Raw genomic sequence first — 16,879 nt, 5'->3', positions numbered from 1 at the left:
CACGGCAAAAGAAAACGGCGCCCGAATCGCTTCAGGCGCCGTTTCGTTTTTCCTGGCCGCCGCGCAACGCAGCGGCCATGCGGGGCGATCCGCCGATCAGCGTGTCGCCGACACGTCCGCCACCGCCAGCGCGGTCATGTTGACGATGCGCCGCGACGTGGCCGCCGGGTTGAGGATGTGCACCGGCTTGGCCGCGCCCAGCAGGATCGGGCCCACCGTCACGCCGTGCCCGCCCGTGATCTTGAGCAGGTTGAAGGCGATGTTGGCCGCGTCCAGCGTCGGCATCACCAGCAGGTTGGCGCTGCCGGCAAACGCGCTCTTGGGCAGGAAGTGGTGGCGGATGTCTTCGACCAGCGCGGCATCGCCCTGGATCTCGCCTTCCACCTGCAGGCTCGGCGCCTGCGTCTTGAGCAGGTCGTACGCCGCGCGCATCTTGCGCGCCGACTTGCTCTTGGACGAACCGAACATCGAGTGCGACAGCATCGCCACCTTCGGCTCCAGGCCGAAGCGGCGCACTTCTTCCGCGGCCAGCTCGGTGATCGCGGCCAGCTCTTCAGCCGTCGGGTCTTCGTTGACGAAGGTGTCGGCGATGAACAGCGTGTGCTTTTCCAGCATCAGGCCGTTCATGGCGGCGAACACCTTGGCGTTGGGCGCCAGGCCGATCACGTCGCGCACGTGCTCGAGGTGCGCGTCGAAGCGGCCCACCGTGCCGCACAGCATCGCGTCGGCATCGCCCAGGCGCACCAGCAGCGCGCCGATCAGCGTGTTGGAGCGGCGCAGCGCCGACTTCGCCATGTCGGGCGTCACGCCGTTGCGGCCCATCAGCTCGTGGTAGGCGGTGTGGTACTGGTGGTAGCGCGGATCGTCTTCCGGATTCACCAGCTCGAAATCCACGCCCGGCTTCAGGCGCAGGCCTGCCTTCTGGATGCGCATCTCGATCACGTGCGGGCGGCCGACCAGGATCGGCTTGGCCAGGCCCTCGTCGATCACCGTCTGCACCGCGCGCAGCACGCGCTCCTCTTCGCCCTCGGCGTAGACCACGCGCTTGGGCGCGGCCTTGGCGGCGGAGAACACCGGGCGCATGGTCATGCCGGTGTGGTAGACGAAGTCGTTGAGCTGGTGGCGGTAGGCGTCCAGGTCGGCGATCGGGCGCGTCGCCACGCCGGACTCCATCGCTGCCTTGGCCACCGCCGGCGCGATCTTCTCGATCAGGCGCGAATCGAACGGCTTCGGGATGATGTAGTCCGGACCGAAGTTCAGCTCCTGGCCGGCATAGGCCTGGGCCACGGCGTCGTTGGTCTCGGCTTCGGCCAGCTCGGCGATGGCCTTCACGCAGGCCAGCTTCATTTCTTCCGTGATCTTGGTGGCGCCGCAATCGAGCGCGCCGCGGAAGATGTACGGGAAGCACAGCACGTTGTTGACCTGGTTCGGGTAGTCCGAACGGCCCGTGGCGATGATGCAGTCCGGACGCGCGGCCTTGGCGATCTCGGGACGGATCTCCGGCTCGGGGTTGGCCAGCGCCAGGATGATCGGATTGGGCGCCATGGTCTTGACCATGTCGGCGGTCAGCACGCCGGCGGCCGAGCAGCCCAGGAACACGTCCGCATCGCGCACGATGTCGGCCAGCGTGCGGGCCGCGGTGTCCTGCGCGTAGCGCGCCTTGTTCGGCTCCATCTTGGCGTCGCGGCCGGCATAGATGACGCCCTTGGAGTCGACCACGAACACGTTCTCGCGCTTGACGCCCAGGCTCACCATCAGGTCCAGGCAGGCGATGGCCGCGGCGCCCGCGCCCGACACCGCCACCTTGACCTCGCCGATCTGCTTGCCGACCACCTTCATGCCGTTGAGCAGCGCGGCCGACGAGATGATCGCCGTGCCGTGCTGGTCATCGTGGAAGACGGGAATGTTCAGGCGCTCGCGCAGCTTCTGCTCGATGTAGAAGCACTCCGGCGCCTTGATGTCCTCGAGGTTGATGCCGCCCAGCGTCGGCTCCAGCGAGGCGATGATGTCGACCAGCTTGTCCGGATCGCGCTCGGCCAGCTCGATGTCGAACACGTCCACGCCGGCGAACTTCTTGAACAGGCAGCCCTTGCCTTCCATCACCGGCTTGCCGGCCAGCGGGCCGATGTCGCCCAGGCCGAGCACCGCGGTGCCGTTGGTGATCACGCCGACCAGGTTGGCGCGCGAGGTGTACTCGGCCGCCAGCGACGGGTCGCGCTCGATCTCGGTACACGCATAGGCCACGCCCGGCGAATACGCCAGCGACAGGTCGCGCTGGTTGATCAGCGTCTTGGTCGAGCGGACCTCGATCTTGCCGCGCGTCGGCGAGCGGTGGTATTCGAGCGCGGCGCGGCGCAGTTCGGCCTCGGCCCCCTTGTCGAGTGTATCGGGCGAGGCGTCGTGAAGCTTGTCGTTCATATCAATGACATCCTGGAGGGACGTTCCGCGGATCAAGCGCTGGTGAGCGCTTCAGGCGAAGGCGTCCTGGTACGGAGGAGAAGCAAAAAAAACGGAAAAACCGCAAGCGGAGCCGCAGGAGGCACGGCACGCCGTCATCGCGATAGCGACGGCGCGCGGCAAGCGCCGGCCAGGGGTGGCGGTCGGCGCGAAGTGGAATGGGATCACAGCGCTCAAGCGAGGGTACGGCTGGTCGGCCCGCAAATTAGGTCAGGCATTCTAACGTAGACCGGCCGCCCGGCCCACCCGCGACTCATTTGACCGGCTTGACCTTGGCGTCGAGCGGTAACTCCACCAGGATCGGCTGCGCGTTCGGCGCCGGGAAATTGGCGAAGGCGCTGCGGACCAGGTAGGGCATCACGCCCGCCAGCGAGCCGTCGCCGCCTTGCGTCTGCGCGGTCACCTGGTAGACGCGCTTGCCCGTCGCCGCCTCGTCGATCTCCGCGTGATAGGCATAGAACGGCACTTGCACGGTGGTATCGACATACTGCGGACCCCACGGGCCCCAGGCCCCCCACGGTCCGTGCCACGGTCCCCACGGGCCCGGGCCCCAGTACGGATCGGGATAGACCGGCTGGCGCACCTGCATCAGGCGCGTGGCGGCCGAATAGTCGAGCCGGACGAGGTAGCGGGCGCTGCCGTGCGGCGCAGCGGCAAACCCGCGCGCGGCCAGTTGGTCGGCGGTCCAGGCCTCGTAGGTCTGGCGCTCCAGGTCGTTCTGCTGCGCCGCGGTACGCTCGAAGGCGAAGGTGCGCGGCGGGTTGTCGGTCCAGCCGGGCTGCCTGAACGCCGTCACCTGGCTGGTCACGGTGCTGGCGCAGCCGGCCAGCAGACCGGCGGCGGCCAACGCGCCCGCCAGTGCCCAGCGCACGGGCATCTTGATTCCGTTCCACATGGATGCGTTCCCCCACAACATGATCGGAGCGGCGCACCTGCCGGCCGCTGGGCCGGGCGCGCCGCCTGTTTACTCAGAGTCACCCGCGCCGGGAAGATTCCCGGCCGGCGGCCCGGCAGGCATCCCTTGGCTACAATGGCCTTTTCGCATGCGAGGATGTTACCGATGTTGCGCACCGATACCGCCGTGACGATCTACCGCCAGGACTACACCGCCCCCGCCTTCCGCATCGACGACGTGGCGCTGGAAATCGACCTGGTGCCCGAGCGCACCCGCATCGTCAGCCGCCTGCGCATGACGCGCCTGCGCGCCGGCGCCCCGCTCACGCTGGTCGGCGAAGGCCTGGAGCTGGCGGGCGTCACGCTCGATGGCCAGGCCCTGCCCGGCATCCAGCCCGACGGCGACACGCTCACCATCGAAGCGGCCCCTGCCCAGGCCGATACCGCCTTCACGCTGGAGCTCACCACCTTCTGCAACCCCGCGGCCAATTCGTCGCTGATGGGGCTGTATGTCTCCAACGACAACTTCTTCACGCAGTGCGAAGCCGAGGGCTTCCGCAAGATCACCTACTTCCTCGACCGGCCCGACGTGATGGCGGTCTACACCGTCACCCTGCGCGCCGCCAAGGCAGACTACCCGGTGCTGCTGTCCAACGGCAACCTGGTCTCCCAGCGCGATCTGCCGGACGGACGCCACGAGGCCGTCTGGCACGACCCGTTCAAGAAGCCGTCGTACCTGTTCGCGCTGGTGGCGGGCACGCTCGAATGCATCGAGGCGCGCATCCTGTCCGCCTCGGGCAAGGAGAAGCTGCTGCAGGTCTGGGTCGAGCCGCACGACCTAGGCAAGACCCGCCATGCGATGGATTCGCTCATCCACGCCATCCGCTGGGACGAACAGCGCTTCGGCCTGGAGCTGGACCTGGACCGCTTCATGATCGTCGCCGTGGGCGACTTCAACATGGGCGCGATGGAGAACAAGGGCCTGAACATCTTCAACACGAAGTACGTGCTGGCCAATGCCGAGACCGCCACCGACGTCGACTTCGCCAATATCGAATCGGTGGTCGGGCACGAGTACTTCCACAACTGGACCGGCAACCGCGTCACCTGCCGCGACTGGTTCCAGCTGAGCCTGAAGGAAGGCCTGACGGTGTTCCGCGACCAGGAGTTCTCGGCCGACATGGCCGCGCAGGCGGCGGCGCAGGCCGGCAACACAGCGGCCGCCGCCAGCGCCCGCGCCGTCAAGCGCATCGAAGACGTGCGCCTGCTGCGCCAGGTGCAGTTTCCGGAAGACGCCGGCCCCATGGCCCACCCGGTGCGCCCCGACAGCTACGAAGAGATCAACAACTTCTACACCGTCACGGTGTACGAGAAAGGCGCCGAAGTCGTGCGCATGTACCAGACCCTGCTGGGCCGCGAGGCTTTCCGCAAAGGCATGGACCTGTACTTCCAGCGCCACGACGGCCAGGCCGTCACCTGCGACGACTTCCGCGCCGCCATGGCCGACGCCAACGGCCGCGACCTGACCCGGTTCGGCCGCTGGTACAGCCAGGCCGGCACGCCGGTCGTCGCGGTCGAAGGCCGCCATGACGCGGCCACCCGCACCTACACGCTCACGCTGCGCCAGCGCTGCGAGCCGGTCGGCATCGAAACCGCCGACGGCAGCCTGCACAAGCAGCCCTTCCACATCCCCTTCGCCATCGGCCTGCTCGATGCGCAGGGCCGCGACCTGCCGCTGCGCCTGCGCGGCGAGCCGGCCTCCGCCCAGCCGCTCACCACGCGCGTGCTGGACTTCACCGAAGCCGAGCAGACCTTCGTCTTCGAGGACGTGGCCGAGGCCCCGCTGCCGTCGCTGCTGCGCAATTTCTCCGCGCCGGTCGTCGTCGAATACGGCTACACCACCGGGCAGCTGACCTTCCTGCTGGCGCACGACGCCGACCCGTTCAACCGCTGGGAAGCCGGCCAGCGCCTGGCCACCGACGCGCTGCTGCGCATGGTGGCCGACGTGCAGCAGGGCCGCACCCCGCAGGTCGACCCGGCCCTGGTGGAGGCGCTGCGCGCCGTGCTGGCCGATGCCTCGCTCGACCCGGCCTTCCGCGAGCAGATGCTGATCCTGCCCGCCGAGACCTACCTGGCCGAACGCATGGACGTGGCCGACCCGGCCGCCATCCACGTCGCCCGCCGCACGCTGCGCCGCACGCTGGCCGAAGCGCTCGGCGCCGAGTTCCTGCGCGCCTATCACGACAGCACGACCGACGGCCCCTACACGCCCGATGCCGTGTCGGCCGGCAAGCGCGCGCTCAGGAACATCGCCCTGGGCTACCTGGCCGAGGCCGAATCGGCCGAGGCGCTGGCCCTGGCCGAGCAGCAATACACCACCGCCGCCAGCATGACCGACCGCATGGGCGCGCTCGCGGCGCTGGTCAACAGCTACGCCCCGGGCCGCGAAGCCGCGCTGGCCGACTTCTACACCCGCTTCGCCGACGACGCGCTGGTCATCGACAAGTGGTTCGCGCTGCAAGCCATGCAGCCGGGCGCCGCGGGCAAGCCGACGCTGGCCACCGTGCGCGCGCTGATGGCGCACCCGGCCTTCACGCTGCGCAACCCGAACCGCGCGCGCGCGCTGATCTTCAGCTTCTGCTCCGGCAACCCGGCGCAGTTCCACGCCGCCGACGGGTCCGGCTACGCCTTCTGGGCCGAGCAGGTGCTGGCGCTCGATGCCATCAACCCGCAGGTATCGGCGCGGCTGGCGCGCTCGCTGGACCGCTGGCGCAAGTACGTTCCCGCCCTGCGCGAGGCGATGCACGACGCGCTCAAGCGCGTGGCCGCGCATCCGAGCCTGTCGCGCGACGTGCGCGAGATCGTCGGCAAGGCGCTGGCGTGACGACGCTCACACGGTCTGTCGTAAAATCGCGCCCGTCCCAGGAGAACCCATGAAGCGCATCAACCTCACCCGCTACCTGATCGAAGAGCAGCGCGAGCACAACACCATCCCCGCCGAGCTGCGCCTGCTGCTCGAAGTCGTGGCGCGCGCCTGCAAGGCGATCTCGCACAGCGTCAACAAGGGCGCGCTGGCCGGCGTGCTCGGCTCGGCCGGCACAGGCAACGTGCAAGGCGAAACCCAGCAGAAGCTGGACGTGATCGCCAACGAAGTCCTGCTCGAAGCCAACGAGTACGGCGGCAACCTGGCCGCGATGGCCTCGGAAGAGATGGAGTCGTTCTACGAGATCCCCCATCGCTATCCGAAGGGCGAATACCTGCTGCTGTTCGATCCGCTCGACGGCTCGTCCAACATCGACGTGAACGTGTCGATCGGCACCATCTTCTCGGTGCTGCACATGCCCAAGCCGGGCCAGACCGTGACCGAAGCCGACTTCATGCAGCCGGGCGTCAGGCAGGTCGCCGCCGGCTACGCCGTCTACGGTCCGCAGACCACGCTGGTGCTCACCGTCGGCAACGGCGTGCACATGTTCACGCTCGACCGCGAAGTCGGCAGCTTCATCCTGACCAACCGCGACGTGAAGATTCCGGCCGACACCAAGGAGTTCGCCATCAACATGTCGAACATGCGCCACTGGGCCCCGCCCGTGCGCCGCTACATCGACGAATGCCTGGCCGGCACCGAAGGCCCGCGCGGCAAGGACTTCAACATGCGCTGGATCGCCTCGATGGTGGCCGACGTGCACCGCATCCTCACGCGCGGCGGCATCTTCATGTACCCGTGGGACAAGCGCGAGCCGGGCAAGGCCGGCAAGCTGCGCCTGATGTACGAAGCCAACCCGATGGCCTTCCTGGTGGAGCAGGCCGGCGGCGCCGCCACCAACGGCAATCAGCGCATCCTCGAGATCCAGCCGGAGAAGCTGCACCAGCGCGTGGCGGTGATCCTGGGCTCCAAGAACGAGGTGGACCGCGTCACGCAGTACCACCGGGAAGCCCAGCAGACCGCCTGAGACGGCCCTTGAGCCGGTTGTTTCTGTGGTTCTTGCAGCGCGCCAAAAAGTTCTGCTAGAATCGCGGTTTCCGATGCCGGTGTAGCTCAGTTGGTAGAGCAGCGCATTCGTAATGCGAAGGTCGTAGGTTCGACTCCTATCTCCGGCACCAAAGAAATTGAAGGGCCACAGGTTTGTTCCTGTGGCCCTTTTCTATTTCTGCTCGCCATGTAGCGCAAAGCCCGGCCATGCCTGGCGTGACGATTTCGTGTGCCACGGCACCGGAGACAGCCGCAGCCCGCGGCTGATCACTGCTGCGCGACAGCCGACGGTCTTTGTCACGGCCGCCCCCGCTTGGATCGAAGCTTCTAGGCCTCCAGTGCCGCTCTCGCGCAGGTCTCGTCTGTCACAAGGCCCGATAGCCAGCCGCCGCGCAGCGCCGCGATCACCGCATCGCGCTTGCGCGGCCCGCCCGCGATGGCGATGGTCGGGCGCTCGGGCGGCGCGTGCAGCGGCACGCTTGTCACGCGCGCACTCGTCGATGCCGTCACGCGCTGGCCATGGGCATCGATCGGGATGCCCAGCATCTCGGCGACCGCACCGAGCGAGATCAGTTCGTCGAGTTCTTCCGCGGTGATAAAGCCATCCTCGAACAGCGGGCACTGCGGCGCAATGTTGCCGATGCCGACGAACGCGACATCCGCCTCGGCCGACAGCGATTCGACGATCCGGTACAGCCGGTGATTGCACCACTGCGCGCGCTCGGCGTCGCTGTCCGCGAACAACGGCGCGGGCAGCAGGAAATGCTTGCCGCCCGTCTTCTCGGAGATCGCCTGAGCGACATCGTAGCGATTCGACGCACCGTCCGGCGCGATCGCGCCGACCATCGACACGAGCCGGTGCTGCGGCCGCTCGATCTGCGCGATCTGCGCGACGGCGGCCTTCAGCGTACGCCCGCTGCTGATCGCGATGACCATCGGGCGCGTCTCGTTCAGATAGAACTCCATCACTTGCGCCCCCGCGACCGCGAGCTTGCGATCGATCGCCTCGGGCGCATCGGCATCGACGGGGACCACCTCGCACATCGACAACCCGTAGCGCTTGGACAACCGCGCGCCAAGATCGAGACAGTCGGCAAGCCGGTGATCCACGCGCACGCGGATCAGATTCTTCTCGACCGCGAAGGCGACAAGGCGCTGCGCAACGGGCCGCGAGACCTGAAGCTTTTCGGCGATCTCGTTCTGCGTGTCGCCCGCGATGTAGTAGAGCCAGGCGGCTCGGGTCGCCAGATCGAGTTTTTCTGTGGGCTTGGGCACGATGGTGGAAGGACAGTCGGGTCTGCGTACGGGAACGATACGCACTGTACCGCAGTCGGGCTCAGGCCAGTCGCGGCCGCGACGGCTCGTACAGCGGCTGCACGTGCCGGTACAGCTCACGGAACGCGACGAGCCGCTCGCAAAGCGCGGCGTGACGCGCCGCGTTCGGCGCATATTCCGCGCACACCGGCGGCTTGGCCAGCACGGTGTCCGGATCGCCGCCGACGGCAAGCCAGCCCAGCCGGGCCGCACCGAGCGCCGCGCCGGTCTCGCCGCCGCCATGCTGGCGCGTGCGCACGTTCAGCGCATCGGCGATCATCTGCGCCCAATACTGGCTGCGGGCACCGCCGCCGATCAGCGACAGGGCGTCCGTCTCGATGCCGCGCAGCGCGTCGAAACCGTCCGCGAAGCCGAGCGTGACGCCTTCGAGCACCGCATAGCCAAGATGCGCGCGCTCGGTTGCGTGCGTCATGCCGAAGAACACGCCCTGCGCGTACGGATCATTGTGCGGCGTCCGTTCGCCGGACAGATAGGGCAGGAAAAGCGGCGCTTGCGCGCACGCGCGCGGGTCGAGCCGCTCAACCTCGGCGAGCAGCGTCGGCTCATCGGTGCCGGTCAGCGTGCAGATCCAGCGCAGGCAGCTCGCCGCCGACAGCACGACCGTCATCAGCTGCCAACGCTCCGGAATCGCGTGACAGAACGCATGCGTCGCCAACGCCGGATTGGGCGTGAAGCGATCGCTGACGATGCTCAGAACACCCGACGTGCCGAGCGACACGAAGCCGTCGCCCGCGTGCGTCGCGCCGATACCGAGCGCGCTCGCCGCGTTGTCGCCGCCACCGCCTGCAACGACGACGCGCGGGTCCAGGCCGAGTTCGCGCGCGAGGTCCGCACGCAGGGTGCCGGACGGCGCGTTGCCTTCGACGAGCCTCGGCATCTGGTCACGCGACAGATCGCACGCGGCAAGCAGCGCGTCCGACCAGTCACGACGCGCAACGTCGAGCCAAAGCGTCCCGGCCGCGTCGGACGGGTCGGACACCTTGGCGCCGGTCAGCCTGAAGCGCAGATAGTCCTTCGGCAGCAGCACGCAGGTCGTTGCCGCGAACACGTCGGGCTCATGCCGCGCGACCCAGAGCAGCTTCGGCGCGGTGAAGCCCGGCATCGCGAGATTGCCGGCAATTGCATGCAGGTCGGGCGCGCGTTCCGTCAGGAGCGTGCATTCGTCGTCGCTGCGCATGTCGTTCCACAGGATCGCCGGGCGCAGCACGCGGTCTGCCTGGTCGAGCAGCACCGCGCCATGCATCTGACCGGACAGACCGATGCCGCGCACCCGCGCGAACGCGTCCGGACAGCGCGCGCGCAGCATGCCCAGCGCAGCGAGCGTGCCCTGCCACCAGTCTTCCGGGTGCTGCTCCGCCCAGCGCGGATGCGGTCGCGACACCGTGAACGGGGCGCCCGCTGTACCCACGACGGTGCCGTCGGGGGCGAGCAGCAGCACCTTCACTTCCGAGGTGCCGAGGTCAATGCCTAGGTACATGGCGCGATCGATTCGGCAATTGGCGAGCCGCTACTTTAACCGCGCGACGGATGGCGTGTCATGCCGGTGGATCCCCAGCGCGCACGCCGGCGTCAGCGGCGTGCGGCTCGCCATGCTTCAACGCGCGCGCGTCCCGCACGCACCGCCTGGACAAGCGCGTCGCGGCCCGCAAGCGAACCCCACAATTGGCGATCTGAACAGAACGCGGCAACGGAATCCGGAGCCTCGACGATGCTGCGTGCGGCGGCGCCATCCATCACGCCGTCCTGGTATACGTAGGGCAAGGTGCCGCGCGCCCAACCTTCAAGGAAGCCCAGAAACAGCGCCGGCAACACCGCGGTCGCGACCGGATCGGCGCCGCGCGCAAAGCATTCGGCGAGCGTCGGTGCGATGAAGCCGGGGATTTTCGAGAAGCCATCGGCGGCGACACGCTGGTTGGTATCGAGCACGTACGGATTGCCGAAGCGCTCGAGCACGACGTCCCGATAGCGCTCGAGATCCAGCGGGCTCGGCGTCAGGCAGGGAATCACGTCGTCGGTGACGTAGTCGTAGGCGAAGCGATAAATGGCCGCATCACGCATCCCTTCGTGAATGTAGGTGAGTCCCGCGAGCGTGCCCGCCCAGGCGATGCAGCTGTGCGTCGCATTCAGGATCCGGATCTTCGCCTCTTCGTACGGATGCACATCGGCGACGATCTCCGCGCCCGCGATCTCCCATGCCGGCCGGCCGGCGATGAAGTTGTCCTCGATCACCCATTGGATGAAGGATTCGCCCATGACCGGGCAGCGGTCGTCGACGCCGGTGGCCGCGTGCACGCGCGTGCGGACGTCGTCGGTCGGCCGCGGCGTGATCCGGTCGACCATCGCGCTCGGGCACGATACGTTGGCGTCGAACCACGCGAGGAGCGCTGCGTCGCCGCGCAGCGCGAGGAACGCGCGCATGCCCGCGCGAAAACGCGCGCCGTTGCTGCGCAGATTGTCGCAACTCTGCAGCGTGAGCGGCCCGGCTCCGCGCTGGCGGCGCTCGGCGAGCAGCGCGACCAATGCGCCGTATAGCGTCGAGCGGGCGCCCCGCAGGTCGGCCGCGAGATCGGGATGCGTGACATCGAGACGATCGTGCTCGTCGAGGTAATACCCGCCTTCGGTGACCGTAAACGACACGATCCGGCACGCGGGATCGGCGCCCGTATCGATGAGCGCGGCAAGATCGGCGGACCAGGGCAGCACCCGCGCGATCGAGCGGATCGTCTCATACGCACGCTCGCCTTGCGGCGTGACGGTCTCGAGCGTGTAGGCACCCTGCTGCGCGGCCAGCGCGGCGAATGTCGCGTGCATGTCGTCGCGAATGTTCCCGACCGTCAGCGTCCAGCGCTCGCCGGGAGGCACGGCCGCGTTGACGCGATGCAGATACCACGCCTGGTGCGCACGATGGAAAGATCCGGCGCCAATATGCAGCAGCACTGGCGCACGCGCGAGGGACGACCGCGTCATCCGTGTCTCCTGACGGCTGCTCGCCGCCTGAAATGAACATTTGCTCCACTTTTGAGCCAATGATCCAATCCAGAAAAAAGAATGTCAAGATGAGCACGAAGGGTTTCGATGGTGCGGTGCCCAATGCAGACGTCGCGATCACGTCATGTCAGGGCTGTGGGCTCGCCGGATGGCGCCCGGCCTGCGGGGCAAACCCGATGTCGCGCGGGGCCGCACGCGCCTAAAGATCGATTTCCAGGCGATGCCGGGCAGCCCATGCCTTCAGTCGCGGCGCAGCGGCCTCCAACATGCCGGGTGAATCGGAAAGGCCCCGGTTTGTGTCGATGTACGGCAGCAAGCCCGCGCGGAGCATGCCGAGTGACTCCCGACTCTCGCTGCGCAAGCTGGCCTGGCTGCATAGGCGCTCGATCCGGTTCATGGCAGCGCAGACCAGCGAGCGCATTTCCGCCTGCAGGTGCAGCGCCTCCATCGCCTTGAAGATCGTACCGATGCTGCTTGCGGAGGCCGTCTCGAAGCGCTCCCGGTGCAAGCCGAGGTGGGCCGCCAGTGCCCTGAGCTTGGTGCGCGCCAGTGCCTGGATCTCGACTTCATCGGAAGCCGAGAGGAACAAACGCGCCGATGCATTGGCGATCTGGGCCAGATTGATCATGTTGAACTGGCGCCATGGACAGCCCGACTCGCCCAGCGATCGCATCAACAACAAGGTGACGTGACGGCAGGAAGACGCCTCCGGCCACTTGCTCAGCGCGTTCAGCGTGTTGGCGACCTGTTGCGCGTCCATGCTGTGCCGCAGGGCGGCGTCCTCCGCCACGCGCGCGGCCAGGCGCAGCGCCGCATCCCGGCAGCCCGTTTGCGCCGGCCACTTGCTCAACGCGTTGAGCGCGTTTGCGGCGGCCTGCGCGCTCATGTCGTATCGAAGCGCGGCATCGTCCGCCACGCGCGACGCCAGGGACAGCATCGCATCCCGGCACTCGCCGCGCTCCGGCCACTTGCTCAACGCGTTGAGCACGTTCGCGACATTCTGTGCGTTCATGTCGAGCCGCAGCGCGGCATCGTCGGCGACCCGCGCGGCCAGGGACAAGACCGCATCGCGGCAGCCCGCCTGCTCCGGCCACTTGCTCAGGGCGCTGAGCGTGTTGGCCACATTCTGCGCGCTCATGGCGTGCCGCAGGCTGGCATCGCCCACCATGCGCGCGGCCAGGGACAGCGCCGCATCGCGGCAACCTGCCTGCTCCGACCACTTGCTCAGCGCATTGAGCGCGTTGGCCACGGCCTGCACGCCCATGTCGTGCCGCAACCCGGCATCGGCCGCCACGCGCAAGGCCAGGGTCACCGCGGTATCCCGGCACTCGACCCGGTCCGGCCACTTGCTCAGTGCATTGAGCACGTTGGACGTGACCAGTGCGTCCATGCTGCTCCGCAACGCGGCATCGTCCGCCACGCGCCGGATCAGGGGCAGCGCGGCGTCGCAGCACTCGCCCTGCTCCGGCCACTTGCTCAACGCATTGAGCGCATTCGCCACGTGTTGCGCATTCATCGCCTGCCGCAGCGTGCCATGCTCCCCCACATGCGTGGCGAGGGAGAGGACCGCGTTCCGGCACTCGATCCGCTCCGGCCACTTGCTCAGCGCATTGAGCGCATTGGCCACCTCCTGGGGCTTCATGCGGCACCGCAAAGCGACATCGGCCGCCACGCGTACAGCCAGGGCCAGGACCGCATTCCGGCACCCGATCCGCTCCGGCCACTTGCTCAGCGCATTGAGTGCGTTGGCGACGGCCTGCGCGGCCATGTCGCGCTGCAGGGCGGCATCCTCCGACACGCGCGCGGCCAAGACTTCAACCGCATCCCGGCAATCGGCATTCCCGGACCATTTGCTGCAGGCATTGAGCATCAGGCTGACGCTCTGCGCGCGAAAATCCCCCGCACCTGCGCGCACCACATGTCGGCCGATCCGCGCAACCGCCTGTTCGCTCCGGCCGCACCCGCTGTTTTTCGACAGGGCGTTGGCCAACAGGGCCAGGTCTTTCTCGCCCAAAGCGGGCATCTGCGCAGGCGCCAGGACTTGATCGGCGATCCACGACAGCGCCTGCAGACAGGCCGGGTGGTCGGGATATTTGCTCAGCAGGTTGCCCAGCATGACGAATGGCCGCAACGGCGCGCGCGCAAACCACGGTGTCTTGAACAGATAGTGCGCAGCGAGATCAGCGCATTGGCCCAGCTGACGCCGTTCCGGCTGACTGGCCCGGAGCGAGGCCGCTTGCAACGCGAAGAAGTAGTTCGTCAACTGCCGCACATTCTCTTCGGGCGTCGCGCCTGCCGCCAGGAAAACCAGCGCCAGACCGTAACCGTTGCGCTTGGCCAGTACGTTGGTGCAAGCCAGATCCACACACTCGTGAGCGGACACCTGTTTGCGCAGCCGGGAATCTTCCGCAAGCTTCGTCAGCCGGCTGACATGCTGCGCGCGCTGCTGCTGGAGTTCAGCGCAGTGCAGCAGCGCCCGCTCGCATTCGACCAGCTGTTCGCCAGTCGGCGCGTGCGCGCGTTGAGCGCCATGAGCCGAGCATGCCGGGGCAACCCGCCCCGCTTGGGTGTCATGGCGGAATGGTGTTGAAACATCAGGCTCGGCAGCCGATCTCGGTCGCATTTTTCGTACACCCTTTATTTCGGTCGACATTTCCAAAGCGTTGCGTGAGCGGCGGCGCTTTCCGAGGGTGCCAACCCGCGCCAGGCTTCAGCCGAATAACGAAGCACGACGAGTTGCCTTCACCGCATGGAATTCGCATTTAAATACTCAATTCCAAAATCCCATCACACCCAACGATTCAAACTCCAACCATACGATTACCCGCCGCCCCGGCACCACACTGAAATCATTGAAAATAAATCAAACAATCAATTCATAATCCGGAATATCAACCACCTCATTTAATTCAGGAGATGGATTTATATTGGATAAAGAATGCTTTCGCAAGAGCGCACAAAAATGTGCGTGACGAATTGGATTTGAGGATGGCGGCGTGGCGATGGCGCCAGCGTGAGCCGCGCGACAGCGGCCTGCAAGACACGAGGGCGATCAGGTGGACTCGCACTCCACTGAGATGGGGTCGATGGATTTCGTGGTGGACGCCTTGCCCGACCGGCGTCGCCCGTCGGGCAAGGAAGCGCGCCTCGACGGACGACGCAATGATCGCCGCTCCCCGCTGGGTCAAGCCTGGCGCGGATGGGTCAGAGCGGCGAGTGCAGTCCAGATGAGATCGATGCGCTTGGCCTCATAGGAATTGCTATAGGTACACAATAACGGGACGTTGTAGTCGACGGGACGCTCCCGCCGCTGTATCTCATGCGCAGCGTAACGCTCCACCAAGGTCTGTCCCTTCTTGTTGACCTTGCCATCCGGCCTGTCCATCACCCTAGAGAGGGCGCCACGCGCCCGTTCCGCTACATATGCATCGAGCACACGCTTGGACGTTGCGTGCTTGTACAAAGAGGGCGGCAAGAATTGAGCCGCCTTCCTCTCATCCGCACGGTAAACCCCCTCTTTGTACTGCCCCATAGCCATCATCTGCAGCGTTAGGTCTTGAAGCCCGCGGATGGCGCGATCGGAGGCCATCTTCTTCGCGGCGGATAGTGCGAATATGCCGCTGCCTTCTTGGCTCCTCTGCGTATTGATGGCAAAAAATTGCACGCGCAGCCTGACTGGCGACGCTGACGGACCCAGTTTGGCTTGAATGTCTGGAGCGATCGCCTGCACCACACCGCGCCACTTCTTCGTGACTTCACGGTCTGCGGACCCGGAGTCGATCACAAGAATTGAAACGTCATTGGAAGATCTGGAGCATTGAACACCCATAGCGATGCTATGGCCGGTATCGTGAATAATCTCCCGCCACCCGTTCGATGCGCGCTGACGCGGCTCAAGCCGCAACTCGGCCTCCAGCGTCTTCGCTAATACGGACTCGCGAATCTGCTCGGGGCTGTCATCAGCCTGCATCTTGTCAAAATGCAGGTTGAGCATCGGATCGGCGAGATTCAACCCTTTGATGATGGTCTCCATGTGATCGATGTCCTCGATTGGATGGAGTACGGTATCGCTTCCGTAAGCCGCTTCCAGGCGCTCAAGATAATGGGTCAGCGCGGGGTACCGCTTGCGTGCGAGGTCCATGCTCAACTCGGGCTTTGGGGCTGACGAAGGAGACGCACCGCTGTCCACCCTCGGTTGAGAGGCGGCCTTCGCTGCGTCAGGTGGCAAGGACACTCGCGGACGCTGTGCCGCGGGCTGATCAGTCGGAGGCAAAGCATTTTCGTCACGAGACCGCCTGCGCGGAAGCACCGCAAATTGCTCGTCACGCGCTCTGACGCCAGGCTCCGCCTGCGAAAGACCCCTTGCGGTCGGGACGCGGTCGGTTGACGCTTGACCAATGGTGGCAGGTGTCGTCGTGTTGGCCGAGGTATCCGGCACGGAATGCTGGCGGTTGACGCTGTTGTTGAAATTGGATCGCATGGTGAAGAACCCTCTGTAGGAACAACGACCTCTCGCTAGCTCGCCGGTCGGCATCGCAGACGGCACAGCAGAACCTCTTGCCATGTTTGAACGCGGCATACCGCTGCAGGCATTGACCTGAGCGGCGCCGCACACCCGTGCCGGATTGCGACGATGCGTATGGCACGTTCTCGAACTTCTGGGGGAGAGCGACTTCTTCCAGGCTCCAGTCTTTCGAGAGTCGGAGCCGCCTCGGTACCCAAGGCGGTTTCGTGGTCAGGCGCAAACGCGCGGGCGAATCCGAACAGGCTGTGTATCCGGTTCCGCCTTCACCCGAATATCCGGCTTCAGGGCTTGCTGATCGGCAGCGCCAGCGTCGCGCTGGCGGCCGTCTCGCCGATGATCCGGCTGCCCACCGTGAGCACGCCCAGCAACGATCCCTTGAGGTTGCCCATCCCGCGCAGGTCGTCCGAACCAGGGCGGCCGTAGCGGTTGTCGTCGGCAACGGCCAGCAACAGCGCCAGCCAGATGCCCGGCAGCAGGGCGAGAGAAGCGATGGACAGAGGTTTGCGCACGGCGGCCCCCTTGGAGAGAGCCCGCAGTTTGACGGGGTGCCACTCGCGCGTCTGTCTGGAAATTGCCGGGAAGTTGTGAGCAATTGTGCGCGAGTGTGTGCGAGTTTCGCGTCAAGCCGCACCTGATGGTGCTGGCGGCCGCAACGACCACCCTGGTCGCTGCCCGCCATTGGCTTGCTTGGCCATTCCGCGACGCAATCA

10 protein-coding genes and 1 tRNA gene are annotated in these 16,879 nt (G+C 66.6%); 3 read left to right on the top strand and 8 right to left on the bottom strand.

Features of this window, described 5'->3' with window-relative positions:
- Window positions 1-96: 96 nt before the first annotated feature.
- Window positions 97-2,418: an NADP-dependent malic enzyme gene (locus GO999_RS06260; RefSeq protein ID WP_019718553.1), complete on the bottom strand. Its 2,322-nt coding sequence runs from the start codon at window positions 2,416-2,418 to the stop codon at window positions 97-99.
- 292 nt (window positions 2,419-2,710) lie between these two features.
- Complete coding sequence (locus GO999_RS06255; protein WP_011002055.1) at window positions 2,711-3,352, bottom strand: DUF4136 domain-containing protein; 642 nt, start codon at window positions 3,350-3,352, stop codon at window positions 2,711-2,713.
- 165 nt (window positions 3,353-3,517) lie between these two features.
- Here GO999_RS06255 and pepN point away from each other — a divergent pair, with 165 nt between their 5' ends.
- The 3 genes from pepN to GO999_RS06240 all read left to right on the top strand — a co-directional run bounded on the left by pepN (window position 3,518) and on the right by GO999_RS06240 (window position 7,452).
- Window positions 3,518-6,235, top strand: coding sequence for an aminopeptidase N (gene pepN / locus GO999_RS06250; protein WP_211906668.1), 2,718 nt, complete (start codon window positions 3,518-3,520; stop codon window positions 6,233-6,235).
- Window positions 6,236-6,284: 49 nt separating this feature from the next.
- Window positions 6,285-7,301 (top strand): class 1 fructose-bisphosphatase, encoded by a 1,017-nt coding sequence (locus GO999_RS06245; RefSeq protein ID WP_089190734.1) that lies wholly within the window; start codon window positions 6,285-6,287, stop codon window positions 7,299-7,301.
- Between the two features lie 75 nt (window positions 7,302-7,376).
- A tRNA-Thr gene (locus GO999_RS06240) sits at window positions 7,377-7,452 on the top strand.
- Between the two features lie 196 nt (window positions 7,453-7,648).
- On the opposite strand, the gene GO999_RS06235 is transcribed toward GO999_RS06240, so the two are convergent.
- The 6 genes from GO999_RS06235 to GO999_RS06210 form a co-directional block, all read right to left on the bottom strand.
- Complete coding sequence (locus tag GO999_RS06235) at window positions 7,649-8,596, bottom strand: sugar-binding transcriptional regulator (RefSeq protein WP_016722893.1); 948 nt, start codon at window positions 8,594-8,596, stop codon at window positions 7,649-7,651.
- A 61-nt stretch (window positions 8,597-8,657) separates the two neighbouring features.
- Window positions 8,658-10,133 carry a xylulokinase gene (gene xylB, locus GO999_RS06230; protein WP_016727073.1) on the bottom strand — a complete coding sequence of 492 codons (1,476 nt, stop codon included), beginning with the start codon at window positions 10,131-10,133 and terminating at the stop codon, window positions 8,658-8,660.
- A gap of 92 nt (window positions 10,134-10,225) precedes the next feature.
- Window positions 10,226-11,623, bottom strand: coding sequence for a D-arabinitol 4-dehydrogenase (gene dalD, locus GO999_RS06225; RefSeq protein ID WP_211906667.1), 1,398 nt, complete (start codon window positions 11,621-11,623; stop codon window positions 10,226-10,228).
- 220 nt (window positions 11,624-11,843) lie between these two features.
- On the bottom strand, window positions 11,844-14,009 hold the full coding sequence (locus GO999_RS06220; protein WP_211906765.1) for a hypothetical protein: 2,166 nt from the start codon (window positions 14,007-14,009) through the stop codon (window positions 11,844-11,846).
- 819 nt (window positions 14,010-14,828) lie between these two features.
- Window positions 14,829-16,223 (bottom strand): YopJ family acetyltransferase, encoded by a 1,395-nt coding sequence (gene ripJ, locus GO999_RS06215; protein ID WP_211906666.1) that lies wholly within the window; start codon window positions 16,221-16,223, stop codon window positions 14,829-14,831.
- Window positions 16,224-16,450: 227 nt separating this feature from the next.
- The gene (locus GO999_RS06210; RefSeq protein WP_211906665.1) at window positions 16,451-16,678 is read right to left on the bottom strand and encodes a hypothetical protein; all 228 of its coding nucleotides are present in this window, start codon (window positions 16,676-16,678) and stop codon (window positions 16,451-16,453) included.
- Between the last annotated feature and the right edge of the window lie 201 nt (window positions 16,679-16,879).

This window comes from Ralstonia nicotianae (assembly GCF_018243235.1).
Taxonomy (GTDB): domain Bacteria; phylum Pseudomonadota; class Gammaproteobacteria; order Burkholderiales; family Burkholderiaceae; genus Ralstonia; species Ralstonia nicotianae.
The sequence above is the reverse complement of the archived record's forward strand: the minus strand, read 5'-3'. Positions and strand labels throughout refer to the sequence as shown.

What these genes read in the sequence shown, in the direction of transcription:
- GO999_RS06255 (WP_011002055.1), bottom strand. Translation starts at nt 3,352, where the DNA reads ATGTGGAACGGAATCAAGATGCCCGTGCGCTGGGCACTGGCGGGCGCG.
- GO999_RS06260 (WP_019718553.1), bottom strand. Translation starts at nt 2,418, where the DNA reads ATGAACGACAAGCTTCACGACGCCTCGCCCGATACACTCGACAAGGGG.
- ripJ (WP_211906666.1), bottom strand. Translation starts at nt 16,223, where the DNA reads ATGCCGCGTTCAAACATGGCAAGAGGTTCTGCTGTGCCGTCTGCGATG.
- GO999_RS06245 (WP_089190734.1), top strand. Translation starts at nt 6,285, where the DNA reads ATGAAGCGCATCAACCTCACCCGCTACCTGATCGAAGAGCAGCGCGAG.
- dalD (WP_211906667.1), bottom strand. Translation starts at nt 11,623, where the DNA reads ATGACGCGGTCGTCCCTCGCGCGTGCGCCAGTGCTGCTGCATATTGGC.
- pepN (WP_211906668.1), top strand. Translation starts at nt 3,518, where the DNA reads ATGTTGCGCACCGATACCGCCGTGACGATCTACCGCCAGGACTACACC.
- xylB (WP_016727073.1), bottom strand. Translation starts at nt 10,133, where the DNA reads ATGTACCTAGGCATTGACCTCGGCACCTCGGAAGTGAAGGTGCTGCTG.